Source organism: Thalassospira sp. TSL5-1, assembly GCF_001907695.1.
Taxonomy (GTDB): domain Bacteria; phylum Pseudomonadota; class Alphaproteobacteria; order Rhodospirillales; family Thalassospiraceae; genus Thalassospira.
In genome coordinates, this window is sequence record NZ_KV880637.1 from 785,924 (window position 1) to 805,790 (window position 19,867).

Below are 19,867 nucleotides of genomic sequence, written 5' to 3' on the forward strand. Positions count from 1 at the left end.
CTTATGTTTGCGCTTGTGGCTGCAGGGTGATCAGGGTGAAATCGTCGCTTAGGTCGCGGGGGGTATGGTCGTAAAAATAGTCCGTGACCTGGGACGCAAGGTCGCTGCCACCACCGGGCCGGTGCATGATATGGTACAAAACATCGTGCAGGCGTTCCGGGTCGAGCATATTGCCGTTAGTAAGCGGTGTTTCGATCAGGGCGTCGCTATAGAGCATCAGGAAAGAATCATCGCCAAACGGGGTTTCGCGGGTTTCGTATCGGGCATCATTGGTGATACCCAGCGGCACGCCCGACCCGTCAAGAAAACGGATATCCCGACCGTTGTTTTTACCAATGATCGGCGATGTTGATGCCGCACAGGCATATTTGAACTGGGCCTTTTTGCGGTCGATGATGCCATAAAGCATGGTGGCATATTGCCCCACCGGCAACAGTCGTTTGAGCTGCAGATTAAGAGATTCGAGGTAACGGCCCGGATCATGCAAATCCTCGCCCTCTGACCACATCAGTGAATGCAAACGAAAGGTGTTAAGGGCTGCACCAATACCGTGGCCGGCGAAATCGACCAGATAAATCGCCAGTCTGTCGCTATCAAGTGGTGCCAGCCCCCATATGTCGCCGCCAAGTTCGGAAGACATTTGGAAGGTGGCACTGATGGACAGCCCGTAATCGCGCCCGACAATACGGTAATAGTCCGGTCGCGGCACCAGCATGGCCTGCATATCATGCGCGAGCACCAGTTCGGACTGGGTTCTGTCGCGATAGGCGCGCAATTGCTTGACCAGAATGCGGTGTTCCAGATGGATGCGAACCCGTGCCAACAGTTCCGATTTGTTGAGCGGTTTGAGAATAAGGTCGGTTGCGCCATCCTCGAAAATGCGGGTGCGGCCTTCATTTTCCTCAAGGGCGGTTTGCGCAATGATCGGCACTTCAAAATAGTCGGGATCGGCACGGATTTGTTTGCAGACATCATAGCCATCCATACCGGGCATAATGATGTCCAGAATGATCAGGTCGGGCTGGTTTTGTCGCACCTGTTCAAGGGCATCGTTGCCGTCACGCGCAAAAACCAGATTGGTGAACCCTTCGGCCCGCAAATAGGAGGCGACAATCTCGCGCGAGATCAGGGTGTCATCGGCAATCAGGATGCAGGCCTGATAAAGCTCGGATGGGTTTTGTTCTTCGCCGGTAAAGCTGTGTTGTGACGGGACATGCCCTGCAGTGCCGTCGGGATGGGGCAGGTTTTTGGGGGTTGATGGCCCGGCTGGGAACCGGCTGCGTTGTCTGGATTGTGGAGCTGTGGCGAAAAGACGGGATGCAGAAGGGGCAATGTTTGCCAAATCCGCTTTGCCGGTACCATCTTCGGTGATCGGCTGGCTGGAAAATCGCATGCGGATTGTCCGGCCATCCCGGTCAAAATTCAAATTGCTGCACAGTGTTTTGATCAGTGACAGGCCGCGGCCAAATGTGGATTCACTGCCTGGCATGGCGCGAAGATCGCTATTTTGCGGCGGAGCAAAGCCACGCCCCTGATCATGAATGAAAATTTCAACGCCTTGTGTTTCGACCAGTTGCCGTGCAGCCAGAATAATGGCGCGATGGCCAAATTCGGGATCGGCAAGGCGCTCGCGCGTGGTTTGTTCCAGTGCATTGAACTTTTCCATCGATAGATGGCCGGTGGTGTCAATTTCCATGTTGCCATGCAAAAGCGAGTTGGAAAACGCTTCCTGGACGGCAATTTCAAGGGTTGGCGCAATTTTATCATGCAACACGCCACGTCGGCGCAGGGCGGTCACAAATTTGCGGGCAATCGGTAAATGATAGGCACTTTGGGTGGAAAGGCAGACCAGCAGGTCCCATTGAGGGCCGGGAAACGGGCGGCGCAGCGGGCTTAGATCGCCAAGCTGCAGCCCTTCATAGGCTTCGATAAAGTAATTGCAGTTTAGCCGCGGTAGCGCGCCGAGCCAGTCCGGTGTGACCAGATTGGGCAAAAAACACACCTGAAACCGGGTTTCCCGGGGAAAATCTTCAATGCCGCTGCCGTGAAAAAAGCGGGTATCGGACACATCTGCGGCAACAAAAAGATCCTCCTTGAAAATCAGCCGATTGGCTGTTTCAAGGCTCGCATTTCCGGCGATGGCGACACGATGTGTCATCGGGGCGATAGTCGGCTGATCGCTGCCAGCAGACATTGTTAGTCTTCCATCTGGAAAAGCGTATCGAAACGGGCAACCTCCAGCATGCGCTTTACCTGGCCTTTTGCTCCGCGCAGAATAATGGTGGCCTGGTTTTTTTCGGCTTCATCGCGGGCAAGTAGCAGCATGCCCAAGCCAGCTGAATCAATAAATTCGATACCGGAGAGGTCAAAGATCCGGGTTAAAGAATTCAGGCCTGAAAGTTCGTCGATCAGTTTGCGGAATACGGTATGGTCGCTAAATGTAAAGCGTTCGGACATTTCTATGATAACTGCTGTATCATTTTGCTGCGTTTTGTAAATCACGCTGTCTTCCTCCTGGTCGACGGGGCCGCCATTCAAAAATATTTCAATTGTCAGGATATATTTTAGCCGAAATTTTCATCTTCGCCTATATTCACTCGTGTGACGTTTTGCGCACAGCCAATTCGATAGCATAGCCCGGATTGCCAGACGACAGGATATCCATATATATGATTTCTAACACTGTTTGCGCTAAAAACCTCTGGCAAAATTCCGGCAGGTGACAATGCCGTTGATGCCCTTGTCAGACGAAGGATGTAGTTGACCAGCATGGCCGTTTCCGACGCCCGTATTCTGATTATTGAAGATACCCTGTCGCTGGCACGGGTTTATCAGGATTACTTGCGCGTTGATGGGTATTACATCGCCCATGTTGGGCTCGGGCGCGAGGCGATCAGCCTGTTGCGGGAAAGCCGGTTTGATGTGGTGGTGCTGGATTTGCTGTTGCCCGATATGGACGGGCGCGATGTGTTGCGCATGGCCCACGAGGTTTCACCCGCAACCCAGATTATCGTGATTACGGCACATGGGTCGGTCAATGTTGCGGTCGAGGCGATGCGCGACGGGGCTTATGATTTTTTGTTAAAACCTTTTACGGCTGAAAAATTGCGCGCGACCGTTTCGGCAGCCCTTGCAGGCAAAGCGCAGCGCGAGGAGGCCAAATTGTCCGTCCCCTTTCAGGCAAGGGCTGACGGTGCCGAAAGAAAAGATCAGGATGTTGCCGTCGCCGAAGAGGATAAATATTTCGATTTTATCGGTGCGTCCGATACGATGCGCAGTATTTACCGCATCATTGATTCCGCTGCACCCAGCCGGGCGACAGTATTTATTACTGGCGAAAGTGGGACAGGCAAGGAACTGGCGGCAGAAGCCATTCATCGCCGGAGCGAGCGCTCAAACGCTCCCTTCATTCCCCTGAACTGCGGTGCGATCCCCAAGGATTTGATGGAAAGCGAGATTTTCGGTCATGTCAAAGGGGCCTTTACCGGTGCGGTGGTGGACCGCGAGGGGGCGGCACATCGGGCGGCGAATGGGACGCTGTTTCTTGATGAAATTTGTGAAATGGACCTGGAACTGCAAACCAAGCTTTTGCGCTTTATTCAGACAGGGACCTTTCAGAAAGTTGGCGGCAGTTCGCTTGAAACGGTGGATGTGCGGTTTGTCTGTGCGACCAACCGGGATCCGCTTGAAGAAGTCCGCGCCGGGCGCTTTCGCGAGGATTTGTATTATCGCCTGCATGTCATTCCGTTGCATATGCCGCCTTTGCGGGATCGCGGGCATGACGTATTACGCATCGCCAATTTTTACCTGCAGCGGTTTTCCCAGGAAGAGGGGCGGGATTTCAAACACTTTTCGCCTGATGTGGCGGACCTGTTTTCGCGCTATTCCTGGCCGGGAAATATTCGCCAGTTGCAAAATATTATTCGCAATATTGTGGTGTTGAATAACGGGCCTGCGGTTGAAATGTCGATGGTGCCGCGTCCGGTCAGCAATTTTGGTCTTGAAGGCTCGCTGGTAAATGGCTCGATCGAGGCACCGCCGCCGCATCCTGTTGTGTCACCCAATCGGGGTGAAGATGGTCGCATGTGGATGGATGACCATGAAGCCCTGGCCTTTTTATCGGGCACCCCGTCGCATCCGGTACCAAGTAGTGGTTTGGGTATTTTTGCCGCCCGGCCGGTGCATGCGCGCAAGAAAAATGACGATGCCACACAGGGAATAGAGGCGATCCGCCCGTTATGGATGGTGGAAAAAGACGCCATCGAAGATGCGATTAACCGGTGTGACGGCTCCATTCCGCGTGCAGCCGAGGCATTGGGGGTTAGTCCCTCGACCATTTATCGCAAAAAACAGGCCTGGGAAGAAATCGGTTAGGCTTGATTGGTGTCGCTCGGGCTGTCTGTTGTTGAGAATGTTATGATGCGGCTTGCTTGCCAAAGCCAGACAGGGCGGCAGACAGGCGATCCATATTGGCGGGGGTGCCGGGCAAACCCAATCTTAGCCAGGTTGGTGCACTGGCAAACCCGCGCACCCAAATGCCCTGTTTTGCCAGATGATCCTGCAGGGCGGGCAAATTTTCACCTTCATACAGACGCATCAGGTTGGTTCCTCCAATGCACTTGCTTCCCGTGGCATTGATAATTTGCTCATCCAGCCAGCCTGCCTGTTGATGCAGGGTTTTGCGGGTATGTTGATGCCAGGTTTTGTCGGTCAGTGCCTGGGTGGCAATATGCAGGGCCGGGCCCGGCACGGACCAGGGGCCAAGGCGGTCTGATAATTGGGTGACTATATCGGGTGTGGCGAGGGCAAAGCCAACGCGCACCCCGGCGAGGCCAAAGAACTTGCCAAAGGATCGCAGGATGACCGTATTTTCAAGGCCGTCGATCTGGCGGCACAGCGAGGTTTCCGGGCTGGTATCTGCAAAGGCCTCGTCGATGATCAGATATTTGCCATGTGCGCCAAGATAACGGGCAAAGTCGCCTAGTGTGGTGGCGTCGATCACGCCTCCATCGGGGTTGTTGGGATTGACGATGACAAAAACATCATGTTCCGCGACCAGGCGGGAAAAATCGATATCATCCTGCTTGCCGCGCCAGCCTGTGGCATGAAGGTTGGCAGATAGGGTGCATGATGGTGGTGCGCCAAATTTGTGTGACAGGATGTGCCGGCGGTCCGTGGCAGTTGTCTGGATTTCGGTTGTATCGACCCCGGCACGTTTCCATGCCGGGGCATGTTCGCCATAGGTTGGGCCCAGAACAGCAACTTTTTTGATGGGTGACTTTTGTGCCAGAACAAAGGGCAACAGCTGGATCAGGGCCTGTGTGCCTGGCGCGCACACAAGATGGCCGGGGACGGGAACGTTATAATATTCTTCTGCGGCTTTGATCAGCCGGGCCAAATCGTGGGCCAAAGGCAGCCTGTGCCAGTATTGCAGGGGAATATCCCCAACACGATAGGGAAGCGGGTTGATCCCGGTTGAAAGGTCCAGCCATTGATCAAGGGGGATGCCATATCGCTGTGCTGCCAAATCAATCGCGCCACCATGATGGAAAATGTCATCCTTCATTTTATCGGCAGCTCCATTGTCGGGCAGTTGGGAGGGCAGGGTGTGTTTGCTTGTTCCTGCCTAGCGTGCCTTGATCATCAAGGCAAGAGTGGTGCGGCGAAGGTATGAAGATAAGGCGTAATGATTGCTGTCGATCGTGTGGTGTTTTGCGTATGGCAGACACGCCCGTCCGGGGCTTGCGCGGGTAGGAAAACGGCCATATCGTCTGGCGCGATTTTGGCGGCAAGATAGGGTGTTTTATAAATGATAACGATAAAACAGGCACAAAACGCCAGTTACTGGCGCGACTTGAACCCTGGCTTGCATATTTGCGGTTTGGCCAGGGCAAATGATGCTATGTTGCCTGAAAGTACCGATGACGTCAGTAACATATATCATCCCCAGTGCAGGCAAGGCGGTGAAAAGGATGACTTGTTTGCCGGGTTTGATTTTTCGGCCCTGTCGGATCGATTTTGGGATGAAGGGTATTTCCTGCTGCATGATCTTTTGCCCCGCGACCTGCTGGCAGGGCTGCGCGATGCGATAGAACGACTTGTTGCCAAAGGCCTGCCGCCAGCGATGATTTATTTATATGACGAGGCCTGGCAGGTTTTTGCTGTCCTGCGCCCGTTATTGACCCATTTTTTGGGCGATAAGATTGCGCTTTTACCCCATTTTTGGGCCTGGCATGTCGATCCGCGAGATCAGGGCCGGGGCTGGCCACCGCACCGGGATTATCAGGGGGAAAGCGCAATTGGCGATGACATGCTGATCAGCCTTTCGTTGTGGGTGCCACTGTCGGATGCAACGCCCGAGAATGGCTGTATGTATGTATTGCCGCGCAGTTTTGAGAGGTGGTATGATTTCCCCGTTATTAAACCGCAGGACGTTGAACTACAGGATGTAAGGGCCTTGCCAGCCGGGCCGGGTGCAGTGATGGGATGGCGTCAGGATGTGTATCACTGGGGGAGCCGGGCATCGCGGCACGCATCTTTCCCGCGGATCAGCCTGTCGCTGGAATTTCAGAATGCAGCCTTTGACCCGTTGGGGGATCCGCTTCTTGATCTCGAAACGCCCCCATCCTTTCACGATAGGCTTTTGCTGATTGCCCGGCAGTTTGAAAAATACCGGCATATGCAAAAGATGAATGATGACATACTGGCCTTGAGCCGCGCTATCCTTGCGGATTGATGCTGTTATGGTACCGCGCAAGGATGGGCTCTGCACCTGTGCGGGCAGCGCAAATGGAACTTCTGCTGGCGGATAGAAATAAACAGTATGAAAACAGTATGAAGCGGGTGGGGAGACCGGGGGATCAATGCTTCTATTAGCGGCCATTTGTTTGGTGGTGTTTTCCTTTATTGCGGCTATTTATTTCACGGTTCCCGTTTTTATCGGGGCACCGGGCAGGGAACTGCTATTTGCCATTGCCTTTGTTGTGGAGTTTATGGCGCTGTTTTCGGTTGCGATTGGCCTTGTCATTTATGACACTACCGGCCGACGACAACTGCTTTATGTCGCACTGGGCATGGTGGCGCAATTTGTTGGTGACGGGGTGAACCTGGTCGCCCCGGTTATATTGGCGCATTTAGAGCCAGGCTGGTTATGGGCTTTGTTTTCGGATGTGTCGTGGCTTGTCCTGTCCAGCCGTGTTGTCGCCAATATTTTTTTTCTGATCAGTGTGCTGCGTGCCAATGCTAGCGACAATATCTGTCGCAGCGAACAACTGTGGACCGGCATACCCGTGATTTTGGTGTGCGTGGTTGCGGTGCAACTGGTGCTTTCGTTGCTCTCTCCGAATTTTGCTTATGATGCGTCGCATATTATTTCGCATATTCTGATCTTACCACTGCTGGTGAGCACCGTGTTGGCCATGATGGTGCTGTCAGGATATTTGATGCGGGTGGTTCGTCGGCCATCGGCCTTCGAGGTTCTGTTTACGATCTTCCTGATGAATTCGATGTATCATCATATGGCGTTTATTCTGTTTGATGATACCGGGCGCGATCTGACCGCTGCTTATTTAATGCCTTCGCGCCTGTTTAGTTATGGTTTCGTGCTTGTTGCGATGGTGGCAGCATTGCGCGATCTTTATCGCAGTGCGTCGCAGGCCAGTTCGGCAAAAAGCGCCTTCCTCGCCACCATGAGCCATGAAATTCGCACCCCGCTTAATGGTGTTCTGGGCATGGCGCAGCTGTTGCGCCAGACAAATTTGAACCAGATCCAGCGCGAGAGAGTGAATGCCATTTTGTCATCCGGTCGGGCCTTGATGTCCCTGCTGAATGATATTTTGGATATGAGCAAGATCGAGGCTGGTCATGCCGATATCGAGATACGACCGTTTCGCCCTTATGATGTAACCTGTGATTTATCCAGTGCGATCCTTGCCTTGACACAGGAAAAAAACCTGAAGCTGGTTTGGGATGACAAAATATTGCGCAACCGTATTTTCATGGGCGATGAAGTGCGGTTTCGCCAGGTGTTGTGGAACCTGCTATCTAATGCGGTGAAATTTACCCAAAAGGGCACCATACAACTGGTTGTCGAATATGATCCCAGTCGTGCGGGCGGGCGCATTCAGGGCAGCCTGCCGAGCGAGGTTTATCGTTTTTCAGTCAGTGATACCGGTATTGGTATTGCCCCGGAGCGTCAGGAAAGGATTTTTCAGGCATTTACCCAGGGGGATAGTTCAACCATGCGCCAGTTTGGCGGGACCGGGCTGGGATTATCCATTTCGCAAAATCTGATTCGGATGATGGGCGGGCATATCGGTTTACACAGTGTACCGGGCCAGGGCACACGGTTTGACTGTTGGTTGCCCTTTGATGTGCATAATGTCGCCCAGGATGAGGCAGAGCACAGTAAAACCGGTGTTGAGGAAAACCCGATTGCCCTTTTGGCCGACAAGCGCATTTTGGTGGCCGAGGATAACGAAATTAATGCCAATGTGATGGCGGCCTTTTTGGAACGTATGGGTCTTAAGGTCGATATTGCCGGGAATGGTCGCCTGGCAGTACAGGCCTTTCAGAAAAACAAATATGATGCCATTTTGATGGATGCGCATATGCCGGTTCTCGATGGCGAGGGGGCAGCCCGACATATTCGCGAAATAGAGCGGGAAATTGGCGGCGGGCGCATTCCGATAATTGGTGTCACGGCCGATGTTTTTGCTGACCGACAGCGGGATTTTCTTGCGGCCGGGATGGATGAAGTTCTGACCAAACCGATCGAGGAACGGCGTCTTTATGCCAGTCTGATCCATCATCTGCGTGGGCGTGGTGATTTGTTGGACCTCGCCGAGATTGGCTCTTTGATGACGGCTGGTAGGGTCGAGACAAATCCGGTTCGGTTGGCCGATATTCCCTGGCAGACTCTTGCCGAAATTCGTGCTGCCGCACGTTTGACGACGTCCCCGGAGATTGTCAGCGAAGATGTGGTAAAGGAAAATGCCAAGGCAGCCCGGTGGCCCGAAACGGTGATCAGCCAGGATTTGCCGCCCAAGCAGGATTTACCCCCGCCAGCCCAGCAATATTCCGCACGCCGGATAGTGCGCGATCCGGATGATTTATTGCAAAAGGGTATTGCAACGTCAGATCCGGCTGAAGCCGAGGAGATGGTTGCCATAGAAGAGGTTGCGTCTGTGAAGGATCAGCCAGAGACAGCGGGTACATCAGATAAAGACCGCATGGATGACCCCGATACGGAAAACGAGGTTGTTCTGGTTAATCGGGGCCGTATGCAGGAAATGCTCGATGCTCTGGGCCGTGATCAGATGATCACGCTGATCAATATGTTGCCTGAAGCCTTTCATGAGGAATGCGAGCGCATGACCGGCGCGATTGCGACGAACGATAGGGTGACGTTCCAACGGGCCGCACATTCAATCAAAGGAATGGCGGGCAATCTTGCCGCCGATGAAGTTGCCCGCCGCGCGCGTGACCTTGAATATTACGATGGGCCTTTAGATCAGATACCGTCCATGATCGATGATTTGGAAGGTATTTTGCAGGAAACCATGCAAAAGCTGCTGGATGTGACGGAAGAATAACCCGTTTTTATGGGCTTTTTGTAATGTGGGCAAAGTTTTGCCAGCAGATGTCCGCTAGGCGGTATTCAGGGATAAAGCAGAAAAACGCCGCTTTGTTTCTTCCAGTCTTTTAAAGACAAATCTAGGGCGGGGGCCTTGTTGCCCGCAATCGATATGCAACGGGCAACAAGGCGGGTGATGCGTACCATCTTGATTTTTAGCGGGTCACAAGTTCCAGTGAATGGCGCGATACCGGGTCATTTCCCTTATCGGTGACAATAACGGAATGGCCGGGGCACATGGCAAAACCGCTGTCGCTATCCATCAGGATCATATGCAGGAAAAACACCATGCCCGGTTCCGCGATGACCGGGTTGGCATGATAAAACATTGGCCAGTCCATCCAGTTCGGGGCAAAGGTCGTGCCCATTGAATAGCCACAGGCATTCAGGCGGTGGGGTTTCATGCCGTGTTGGTCGCAGATGCGCGCATAGGCATCAAAAACATTGCCAATCGGTTCGCCCGGTTTCAGGGCTTCACGGCAGGCTTCCATTGCCGCGCAGGCAACCTTGTGCATTTCAACATGGCGCGGATGGGCCGAGCCAACCGGGACAGTGCGCATCATCGCGGCGTGATAGCGGCGGTAAGCCCCTGCCCATTCCAGTGTGATCTGGTCGGTTTCGGCCAGATGTTTGCGCCCGGAAAAATAGCGACACAACAAAGCATCCTGGCCCGCACCAATGATAAATTCATTGCCGGGATAATCACCACCCCCCGCAAAAACCGCCCCCTGCATGGCTGCCAGAATATCGCCTTCAAAGGCACCCGCACGCACATTTGTCAGGGCGGCGTCCCAGGCATCATCGGCCAGTTCGCCAGCACGGCGGATATAGGCGAGTTCTGCCGGGCTTTTGACCACCCGCAATTCCGATACCAGCCGGGAAGCATCGCTAAGGGTGCAAAACCCCTCAAGGGCAGCGTCGAGTTTTTTGCCATTTGCTGCCGTTAAACCATAGGCGTCATATTCAACACCCAGTTTTTTGCCCGCAGCGCCAAACTCGGCCAGCATGTCGCGCAATTGCAGGGCCGGGTTGATATCGGGGCCATCAACCCAGATGCGGATATCTTCGATATCCGATGTGTGGCGAGCCTGGCGCAGGTCTGGTGCACGGGTGATCAAGGCGACCCGGCCATCACAGCCCAGATAAAGGCATTGGAAAAACACGTAACCAAAGGTGTCATAACCAGTCAGGTAAAACATGCTTTCCTGGCGAAACATCAAAAGACCGTCAAGACCGGCTTGTTCGAGTTTTTTGATGGTTGCAGCACGGCGTTGGGCAAGTTCGCTACGGTCGAAATGCAAGGCCATTGTGATATTCCCGTTGGCAATTGATGGCGTTAGGCTATTAGAACGCTATCAATTTTCGATACAAGAGGCACAGGATATTTTGCAACCCTGTTGCAATAAGGGCGGTCAGCGAGGGGCCTGTAAGGTCATGGCGGTTTTAAACGTCTTTTAAGGAACCGATCACGGGGCAGTTCGTTAAATTGATACGACAATAATTGATGGAGGCTATCTTGGTGAAGGATCACGGGCCATCGATCAAGGATGACGAAACCTATCAGCGTTTGCGTGACGAGGGGGCAAGCAAGGAAAAAGCCGCCCGCATCGCCAATGCCGGTGCCGCGGCCAGCAAAAAGGGCGGTAAACATCCGCCTTACGAGGAATGGAACCGCGATGACCTTTATGCTCAGGCCCAAAAGGTTGGTATTGAGGGCCGTTCGCAGATGACCAAGGATGAATTGATCCAGGCTCTACGCAATCATTAGGGTGTGTTAAGGCCCTAAGATGCTGTTTTTATATAATATAATTAAGCAATTGCGTCTGCGGCATGGCTGTCAGGCGCATTTTCCTGTTGATTGATCCGGCCCGATGGGGTGGAATTTTGCAGATATGTTATTACGTAAATAATTCAGTCCTGTGAACCGGGGATCACAGGCTGTTTTTTTTATTGCCTGAATTTGATATCCACAACGCTTGACAGGAGCAGGAAAATGGCTAGCTACACCAATCTCAAGGGCAATTCAGTGTCCCCCAATGATGGTAAAAGAACCGGTCCGCGATATGAAAAATGGAATCGTGATGATCTGTATCATCTGGCCAAAATGCGCGGCATCGAAGAACGTGCCCAGATGTCGACCGACGAACTGATCCAGGCTCTGCGCATGCAGCCGTAACGGGTCTGTTTGCTTTTTCACAGGCAAGACAAAAATTCTCAGACGGTTTGTGCCCTGACGGTGCTCAGGGTTAATCCTGGCAAGGCAGGCAAGCGGCTATAAGGCCCTTTTATTGCCTGCTGCCGGGCTTTTTTTTGGGGATTTTCGTTATTTTTCAATTGGTCCAACTGTGGCTTGAACCGCACGAAAGGGTACGGAAAGGTCGCTTTGGTGAATAATTTGGATTTATTAAATTCTGGATGATGGCGATATGCCAAGCTTTTCAGCCATATAATAAAATATGTCAGAATTATTCAAGAGCTATGGGGATGAAAATCGGCAAAAGTGATTTTTGTATAACGTACAACAGGATAGTACAAAAAGAACTGCTGATATATTTACCCTGGAGATTGACTTGATTATGGTCTTGAGCGCGGTTTATTAGGGTAACTTAATTTTCCGGATATGCCGGACTTTAAAGGCGGGGCCGTAAAGTTGAAAGTAATGCACATATTTGGGTCACTGGCGATGGGGGGGCTCGTTTCGTTCAGCGGATTATCTGCGTGGGCTGGCGCATCCGAGACGCCGCGCGTTGCTTTCATTAATCCCGGTTATGGCGATAGGGGCTTCTGGAAAGATGTCAGTGATGTCATGCATGTTGCGGCACATCAGTTCGGACTGGAGATCGTCGAGTTCGACAGTAATCGGCAGTGGCCGTTGATGGCAGAAAATGCGAGCCGCGTTTTTGCAATGGACCCGCCGCCAGATTTTATTGTTGCCTCGAACGAACATCAGCAGGGAGGGCGCATTATCCTGGAGGCCAATGCCCGGAAAATTCCGCTTTTTATGATTCTCAATGATTTGACCGATGCGCAGAAAAGCCGTTTGGGACATGCTGGAAAAAAACTGCCCTATTGGATTGCGACCCTGATACCTGATAATCGTAAGGCGGGGTACGAGATCGCCCAATCCCTGGTCCTGGCGGATCAAAAACAGCACGCCGATGAAGCGCAGCACGATATTTGCCTTCTGTCGCTGGCAGGAGACTGGAACACGCCAGCATCGTTGGCACGGCTTGACGGGTTGGACCGGGCTTTGGCGGAATTTCCGCACCTTAAGGAAAAACGCCGGCTATATGCCAACTGGTCCTATGAGGAGGGGTATAACCGTACCGCTGACTGGCTTCCCGAGGGATGTCTGGATGCGGTTTGGGCGGCAAATGATGATATTGCCCGAGGCGCAATTGCTGCGGTAGAGGATGCAGGCCGGGTTCCCGGTAAAGATGTTGTGGTTGGGGGCTTGAACTGGTCGACGGACGGCCTGAAATTGGTAAAGGCGGGCAAAATGACCATGACACATGGTGGTCATTTCCTGGCTGGCGCGTGGGTTATGGTAATGGTGAATGATTACCGGCACGGTATTGACATACAGAAGATGGGGCCGGACTTTTTCTTTCCCATGCAGGCAATTACGCGTGACAATGTTGATATGTTTGAAGAAAAATTTGCCAACCGCGACTGGAATATCGTCGACTTTTCATCATTTTCGCTTTCTGGAAAGGACGGCGAGGATACATCCTATCATTTTGATCTCGCACATCTTCTCGGCGCGATAAAAACTGACCACTGAGAAAGACAAAAGGATAGTCTTTTTTGCGAGCATCATCTGACCGAAGCGATACGGACGATTTGAAAAAACTGAAACCGGGCAGTTCCATTTTTGCACGCCAATTGCGGTGCGGGCTGCTTGTGGCTTCTTTGTTGGGTGTTCTGATTATTTTGTATCAGGGTATCGCCGATTATTTATCCCTGCGCGAGGATTATGAGTCAACCAATGCGCGCGTGATCAACGAGATTCGCGCCGTGTCAAAGACGATGCTTGTTGAAAAGAATGCGGAACTTGCCAGGACGGTTGCCAATAGCGCGATGTTCGAGCGGTCCGTAATGTCGGTTCGGTTGATTGATCTTGATGGCAACGTGATTGCCGCGCAGCACCGCGACGAGACGATTTTATCACAAAGCATATGGTCGGAACTGCTGTTTGATGGTGTCGTCAGCCATAGTTTACCGATTTATGCACCTGCTGTTGGCATGACCAAGGGACCCATTGTTGGGCAGCTGCAAATCTCGTTTTCGCCGCAGGTTTATATTTCCCTGCTTTATGACCGGATTAAAGCATCCTTTATCGGTGTTTTGATCTTTGCGGTCGCAATGACGTTTGCCGCCGTCGGCGTTACATATTTCATTGTCACCAAGCCCCTGCTGGAATTGATCACCTATATGGTGCGCGTTAACCCGGCAGATGCCAGCAAACCCCTGCCGCTACCTCCTCCGCACCGGCATGATGATGAAATTCAGATGCTCGGCTCCTCGCTGATTGGCCTGCTTGCCCTGATCCGCAGCAAGGTACACCGGATCGCCAATGTTACCGAGGAACTCAAAGCCGCCAACCTGACCCTGGAAACCCGTGTCGAGCAACGTACCCGGGAACTCAATAGCGCGATTGAGAAGCTCGAACGTCTGGCCGCCACGGACCCGCTAACGGGCATTGCCAACCGGCGTACTCTTATGGGGCGGTTGAAAAATGCCATCGCGGTTTGGAAACGTCGTGGCACGCGTGTTGGGTTGATCATTGTGGATCTCGACCATTTCAAGGTTTTGAACGACACTTACGGTCATCAGATCGGCGATACGGTTTTAAAGTCTATCACAGCGGTATTTAACCGCGTTTTACGCGAGACGGACCTGGTGGCCCGGCTTGGCGGCGAGGAATTTGCCGTTCTGCTCAGCGACGAGGACGAAAAAGGTGCTCTGGTTGTTGCTGAACGCCTGCGCGCGGAAATCTCCCGGGACGTCGTTCATGTAGACGACATGACGATTAGCTACACCGCCAGCCTTGGGATCGCCTGCCTGCCCGCGCGGGATGATTTTGACAAGGGGGATGGCGAGGGCATGGAAGGGGTTTTGCGCCAGGCGCGCGAAGTTGAAAACATTATTGACGCCCTGTATTCCCTGGCGGACAAGGCTTTGTATCAGGCCAAGGAAAAAGGCAGAAACCGTTGTGAGTTGATGGTTCCCTCGGCCGACTTTCTGCACGGAACCGATTAGGGCCTTAGGGCCGGATATCCGCTGATCGGCAAAAATCGCAGTATTTTCGATTATTCTTAAGCGAAAAAATCAGTTTGGAACAGTTCCTGTTTACAGAGCGTGTCTGCATGCTTCAAAACAAACAAAGTTTTGCGTTGCAACAGCGTTTTGCCGCAAAGACCCGTTTGAAGCCAGTGCGATGCGGCAAAGAGGATATGTTACGATGACCAATATCAGCTCTGATAAGGGCGTGTCTGATCCTTTGCGGAATATTCTGCTGAATGTTGATAGTTACAAGGCCAGTCACCCCTATCAGTACCCGCCCGACACCACCCATATTTATAGCTATATCGAAAGTCGGGGTGGTAAGTGGGATAGCGCGGTGTTCTTTGGTTTGCAGATGTTTTTAAAGGAATATCTGACCCGGCCGATTACGCAGGCGATGATCGATGAAGCGGAAAGTTTCTGGCAGGGGCATGGGGAACCATTTTACCGCGAGGGCTGGCAGCATATCCTGGATGCCCATGATGGTTATTTGCCGGTTAAAATCTGTGCGGTGCCGGAAGGCAGCATTATCCCCAATCACAATGTGCTGTTAAGCATCATTAATACTGACCCCAAATGCTTTTGGCTGACCTCGGCCCTGGAAACGGCATTGTTGCGGGCGGTGTGGTATCCGACCACGGTGGCAACCAATTCCTGGCACTGCAAACAGGTGATTTTGAAATATTTGCACCAGACATCCGAAGATGTCGGGCAGATCGGCTTCAAGCTGCATGATTTTGGTGCACGCGGTGTTTCCAGCCTGGAAAGTGCTGCCATCGGCGGTGTCGCCCATTTGGTGAACTTCCTTGGTACCGACACGGTTAGCGGCGTTCTGGCGGCGCGTAAATATTATAACGAGGATATGGCTGGTTTTTCCATTCCTGCGGCTGAGCATTCGACCATGACCGCCTGGGAACGCGACCACGAAGTGGATGCCTATCGCAATATGATCCGCCAGTTTGGCGGGGCGGGCAAGCTGGTGGCCGTGGTGTCGGACAGTTATGATCTGTATCACGCGGTTGATCATATCTGGGGCGAGGCCTTGCGCCAGGAAGTAATCGATAGCGGAGCGACCATTGTGGTCCGGCCCGATTCCGGCGATCCGACGACGGTACCGGTCGATTGTGTCATCCGCCTGGGCGAGAAATTTGGCTATAGCGTGAATGCCAAGGGCTACAAGGTGCTGGCACCGTGTGTGCGGGTCATTCAGGGCGACGGCATTAATATCAACTCAATAGAGGCGATTTTGCAAAACCTGGCCGATCAGGGCTGGGCGGCAGATAACATCGCCTTTGGCATGGGCGGTGGTCTGCTCCAGCAGCTTAATCGCGATACGCTGAAATTCGCCATGAAATGCTCTGCCGCACAGATTGGCGGGCGCTGGATTGACGTTTACAAGGACCCGGTCACAGACCACGGCAAACACAGCAAACGGGGTCGTCTGGCTCTTGTGCGGCGCGATGGCGCCTATCAAACCGTTCCGGAAGACGAAGCCGGAAATGACAATTTGCTGGAGCCGGTATTTTGTGACGGGAAATTGCTGCGAGATTGCAGCTTTGCCGACATTCGTGCGCGTGCTGACGGGGTGAAATAGGCCCAACAGGGATTTGCGTTTTATAAGGGCAGGCTGAGGCTTGCCCTTTTTGCTTCTGAATGACATCGGAAAAAACAAAACCCCGGAAAACGCGAACGTTTTCAGGGGTTTGATTGGTGGGCGCACGGGGACTCGAACCCAGGACCCGCTGATTAAGAGTTACCGATAAACTGTGTGTTTTCAAAGGTGTTTGGCAAATTTTGGCAGATTTGACCCCTAGGGTAACTGCCGCATCCCAAACACAGTGCCAAACATTTTCCTTCGGATTTTTTTGCTATTTTGGGTGGTGTCAATATTATTCTTGCTCGTTTAAAGCGGTGATGCCACACCATAGCGAGGGACCTTGAATGGTTTCCCTGTTTGCCGCATGGACCGAACCGCGCAACAAATTCCATTTTGCCAATAGGTTTTTGCGCACCTTCCTCTGTTTAGGCGTCAACTTTTGATAGCCGTTAAGCAGTATCAGAATAGCGTTACCGACCAAAAATAGCGGTTGGCCGGGGGCCGTGCCAAAGTTTCCAGCCCAAACAGCACCAGCATTATTGCGGTAGTCAGACACCGCTTTTTCGTGCGGTCCGTATGGCGGAAAATCTGCCACATAAGGATCGAATGATTCCTGGAATTCAAGAAATTGATCTGACCACCGAAACCCCATTTCAGCCTCCACAACATGAGGAAAGGAGGGTTTATACCGCAATTAGCCCTTTTGTTCAATTTATGTTCTTTATGAAGGAATAAAATCCTGTTTCATGTTGATTTTTTAGGTCAATGTGCTATACAGATGATATCAAATTTCTTTGGAACCTTTCTTTGTGATTGTTTCGATGTCGTGCTGTTGAACGTTTTTAAATAACAGAATAGTAATTTCCATCTTCTGGTGGTGGGTTTAAGGCATCCAATTTTCTTGAACACAGCTAAAAATAATGTCACCTTAATAGTTGCGTTTAACCGTGGCTGTTAAGGGGGGATGTGAATGACACCAGATTTATTCGAGCGGTCTATCTTTGATCTAATAAATGAAAAAGCTCGCGCTTTAGAGGATTGTCTGATGTCGGATGTCATCTTCTATCATGGAAGTATTTATCCTAACTATTTCAGAACGTTCCGTGATTTTGTTGAGGAAGTAGCCCTAAGGTCGGAGCGAGAAGAAAAAACTATTTCTGTTGTGCTTCGTACTGGTGGTGGTTCGGCTGACACGACCGAAAAAATGGTGAACGTTCTCCGTAATCACTACGAAAAAGTGTATTTCGTTGTCCCAGATATGGCAATGTCGGCAGGAACGATATTTTGTATGTCCGGGGACAAAATATTTATGGATTATGCCTCCAGTTTGGGGCCAATTGACCCACAAGTTCCAACGCCTGATACTGGCGATTATGTTCCAGCACTTGGATATCTGGATAAGGTCACAGAAATAACAAAAAAAGGACAATTGGAGCAGGCAGACGTTGTTCTGCTGAAGTCACTCGATCTAGCCAAGTTGGCTCTTTTTGAACAAGCTAGAGATTTATCAATCGACCTACTCACTGACTGGCTGGTCAACTACAAGTTCAGGGATTGGACGGTACATCGAACTACAAATCCTGGGCAGCCAGTGACACCGGACGAAAAGGCTACGCGAGCAAAGCAGATAGCGAGTGATTTGGCGGATCACAAACGTTGGCGTTCACATGGACGTAATTTGGACGTCGGTAAGTTGAAGGATTTGAGAATCGAGATTGACGACTATACCAATGATTTGAACATGCGGTCGGCAATTCGTGATTATAATGATCCTCTTACAGGATATGTTGACAGAACCCGAATAGAATTTTATCTACACCATCACCAAGTTCAGTCCTAAGGGAGAATGATGATGTCACTATCTAATGCAGTTCGAGAAAAGTTGAACGCGCTGCCTGAACATGGAAATCATACTTTGTCTCAAAATTTGCTTGATGCTGAACGACTTGCGGACCAATTCAGCGAAATTAAGCCAGTTCCGTATATCGTCCCTATCGAAATGGCGATTGGAACGCACTATTCTTCAAACTGATATTTCGTAAAGAGAATCAAGGCGGCGCTTTAGCCGCCTTTTTTTTGTGTTGCGTGTGCCTTCGTTCTGTGAGGCTGAGAGCTGTGTACTATACAAGCTTATGGCTTGGCTAGTTTTCGTGTCGTTTTTGTAATCGACTTTGCCGCTTCTCGAAGGTCCTTAGTCCGCCCAAACCAAGCATACCGATCAGAACAGGGGATAGGTCCTGCCAACCAAGATCAGGCAGAAATTCCAATGGGAACAGCTTCGCCCCCGTGAAATGAGCCGTGATCTGAACCGCAGACACGATCAACGGGTTCAAAATGAAGGTGTAGGCCATCGCCGCAGCACAAACCCAACCGACGGCAGGACGCCAGCCGCCCTTGAACAAACCACCATGTTCGGCTTCAATCTTGTTGGTTTCAATCTGCCCCATCAGAACCTGAATTTGCGCGTCAAGTTCCTTGAAATCGCCTTCCTGTTGCAGCTTGGCAAGTTCCATTTGCGCCTTTGCCTGATCTTCAGGATTCGGCCAGACGCGCTTGATAACCGTATTGGCGATATCAAAGACCGCCGAGAATGGATCGAATGCCATTTCAGTAGCTCCAAAATGCGGGAGACGGAAATCCGTTTGGTTCACCCATGTCGAGATGCAAAAACCGACCTGATCCCTTTTGAGACACCCCAATACGACGAATGCCATACTTGCGAGCGACTACAATCAGACACATGGCATCTTCACCAGCAACGGCAATGTCAGCAGCGCAGCCATAAGTATGCGCACCGGGAGACGCCTTCTTTGCCTCGATAGGGTGGGTGCGATCCCGGTAGCCAGACGTGATAATCATGGGCTTATCAATTTCAAGCCGCACCGCATATAAAACGTCCATAAACCGCTTTTGCATATGGTTCTCGCCGGTATGTTTACAGTCAAATTCCGACTTCACAAACAGCGGCTCATAATCGGTCCAATTGATCATCTTCTATGCTCCAATTGAGTGAGTGCAGCGGTAATCGCCGCTGTAATGCGGGTTTCCATTTCCCGCAGGTCCTGTTTGGTAGCCATGCCCTCAAGCATTCTGCGTTCAAGGTCATGAAGGTCGTCGCGCAGTCTGTTAATGGCGTCCCATTGTTTTGCGCGGCTTAGGGCGGCATCCGCTGCCTGGTCTGACTGTCGTTTGAACAGAAAGCCGATCAGCCCCAAAATCACACTGACAGCGCCGCCTAGCAGCCACCGGATCGTGTCGCTATCCACGTATTTCCCCCTTACGGCACAGCCATAAAAAAAAGCCCGACCAAATGGCCGGGCAAGCGTTAAACGGGCGGTGTTTGACTGTTC

The 19,867-nt window shown here is 51.8% G+C and carries 17 protein-coding genes; 9 read left to right on the forward strand and 8 right to left on the reverse strand.

Annotation, left to right across the window (positions count from 1 at the left end):
- Window position 1: 1 nt before the first annotated feature.
- Window positions 2–2,194, reverse strand: coding sequence for a SpoIIE family protein phosphatase (locus LF95_RS22580; RefSeq protein WP_252509646.1), 2,193 nt, complete (start codon window positions 2,192–2,194; stop codon window positions 2–4).
- Window positions 2,195–2,196: 2 nt separating this feature from the next.
- Window positions 2,197–2,502 (reverse strand): STAS domain-containing protein, encoded by a 306-nt coding sequence (locus tag LF95_RS03660; RefSeq protein ID WP_073954811.1) that lies wholly within the window; start codon window positions 2,500–2,502, stop codon window positions 2,197–2,199.
- 267 nt (window positions 2,503–2,769) lie between these two features.
- On the opposite strand from LF95_RS03660, the gene LF95_RS03665 reads away from it, so the two are divergent.
- On the forward strand, window positions 2,770–4,374 hold the full coding sequence (locus tag LF95_RS03665) for a sigma-54-dependent transcriptional regulator (RefSeq protein WP_073953733.1): 1,605 nt from the start codon (window positions 2,770–2,772) through the stop codon (window positions 4,372–4,374).
- A gap of 40 nt (window positions 4,375–4,414) precedes the next feature.
- On the opposite strand, the gene cobD is transcribed toward LF95_RS03665, so the two are convergent.
- The gene (gene cobD, locus LF95_RS03670) at window positions 4,415–5,566 is read right to left on the reverse strand and encodes a threonine-phosphate decarboxylase CobD (RefSeq protein ID WP_073953734.1); all 1,152 of its coding nucleotides are present in this window, start codon (window positions 5,564–5,566) and stop codon (window positions 4,415–4,417) included.
- Between the two features lie 243 nt (window positions 5,567–5,809).
- On the opposite strand from cobD, the gene LF95_RS03675 reads away from it, so the two are divergent.
- Window positions 5,810–6,736 (forward strand): phytanoyl-CoA dioxygenase family protein, encoded by a 927-nt coding sequence (locus LF95_RS03675; protein WP_083607486.1) that lies wholly within the window; start codon window positions 5,810–5,812, stop codon window positions 6,734–6,736.
- 127 nt (window positions 6,737–6,863) lie between these two features.
- On the forward strand, window positions 6,864–9,593 hold the full coding sequence (locus tag LF95_RS03680) for a hybrid sensor histidine kinase/response regulator (protein WP_073953735.1): 2,730 nt from the start codon (window positions 6,864–6,866) through the stop codon (window positions 9,591–9,593).
- A 196-nt stretch (window positions 9,594–9,789) separates the two neighbouring features.
- Here LF95_RS03680 and LF95_RS03685 read toward each other — a convergent pair whose 3' ends face one another.
- Window positions 9,790–10,941, reverse strand: coding sequence for a M24 family metallopeptidase (locus LF95_RS03685; protein ID WP_073953736.1), 1,152 nt, complete (start codon window positions 10,939–10,941; stop codon window positions 9,790–9,792).
- A 197-nt stretch (window positions 10,942–11,138) separates the two neighbouring features.
- On the opposite strand from LF95_RS03685, the gene LF95_RS03690 reads away from it, so the two are divergent.
- The 5 genes from LF95_RS03690 (at window position 11,139) to LF95_RS03710 (ending at window position 16,514) form a co-directional block, all read left to right on the forward strand.
- Window positions 11,139–11,402 (forward strand): DUF7218 family protein, encoded by a 264-nt coding sequence (locus LF95_RS03690; protein WP_215905645.1) that lies wholly within the window; start codon window positions 11,139–11,141, stop codon window positions 11,400–11,402.
- 225 nt (window positions 11,403–11,627) lie between these two features.
- Window positions 11,628–11,810, forward strand: a complete 183-nt coding sequence (locus LF95_RS03695) for a hypothetical protein (RefSeq protein ID WP_073953737.1) — start codon at window positions 11,628–11,630, stop codon at window positions 11,808–11,810.
- A 507-nt stretch (window positions 11,811–12,317) separates the two neighbouring features.
- The gene (locus LF95_RS03700) at window positions 12,318–13,418 is read left to right on the forward strand and encodes an ABC transporter substrate-binding protein (protein WP_256359947.1); all 1,101 of its coding nucleotides are present in this window, start codon (window positions 12,318–12,320) and stop codon (window positions 13,416–13,418) included.
- 23 nt (window positions 13,419–13,441) lie between these two features.
- Entirely contained in the window at window positions 13,442–14,896 is a 1,455-nt protein-coding gene (locus LF95_RS03705; protein ID WP_073953739.1) for a GGDEF domain-containing protein, read from the forward strand.
- 202 nt (window positions 14,897–15,098) lie between these two features.
- On the forward strand, window positions 15,099–16,514 hold the full coding sequence (locus tag LF95_RS03710; RefSeq protein ID WP_143181925.1) for a nicotinate phosphoribosyltransferase: 1,416 nt from the start codon (window positions 15,099–15,101) through the stop codon (window positions 16,512–16,514).
- Window positions 16,515–16,809: 295 nt separating this feature from the next.
- On the opposite strand, the gene LF95_RS03715 is transcribed toward LF95_RS03710, so the two are convergent.
- On the reverse strand, window positions 16,810–17,169 hold the full coding sequence (locus LF95_RS03715) for a hypothetical protein (RefSeq protein WP_143181926.1): 360 nt from the start codon (window positions 17,167–17,169) through the stop codon (window positions 16,810–16,812).
- 318 nt (window positions 17,170–17,487) lie between these two features.
- Here LF95_RS03715 and LF95_RS03720 point away from each other — a divergent pair, with 318 nt between their 5' ends.
- Window positions 17,488–18,357, forward strand: coding sequence for an SDH family Clp fold serine proteinase (locus LF95_RS03720; RefSeq protein ID WP_073953741.1), 870 nt, complete (start codon window positions 17,488–17,490; stop codon window positions 18,355–18,357).
- 301 nt (window positions 18,358–18,658) lie between these two features.
- Here the strand turns inward: LF95_RS03720 and LF95_RS03725 are convergent, their stop codons facing one another.
- Genes LF95_RS03725 through LF95_RS03735 form a run of 3 tightly spaced genes read right to left on the reverse strand, consistent with a single transcriptional unit; the run spans window position 18,659 to window position 19,783 of the window.
- Window positions 18,659–19,123: a holin family protein gene (locus LF95_RS03725; protein ID WP_073953742.1), complete on the reverse strand. Its 465-nt coding sequence runs from the start codon at window positions 19,121–19,123 to the stop codon at window positions 18,659–18,661.
- A gap of 1 nt (window position 19,124) precedes the next feature.
- A complete protein-coding gene (locus LF95_RS03730) occupies window positions 19,125–19,508 on the reverse strand; it encodes a D-Ala-D-Ala carboxypeptidase family metallohydrolase (RefSeq protein ID WP_083607488.1) in 384 nt (127 codons plus the stop codon).
- On the reverse strand, window positions 19,505–19,783 hold the full coding sequence (locus LF95_RS03735) for a hypothetical protein (protein WP_073953743.1): 279 nt from the start codon (window positions 19,781–19,783) through the stop codon (window positions 19,505–19,507). The genes LF95_RS03730 and LF95_RS03735 overlap by 4 nt, the downstream gene beginning before the upstream one ends.
- Window positions 19,784–19,867: the final 84 nt, after the last annotated feature.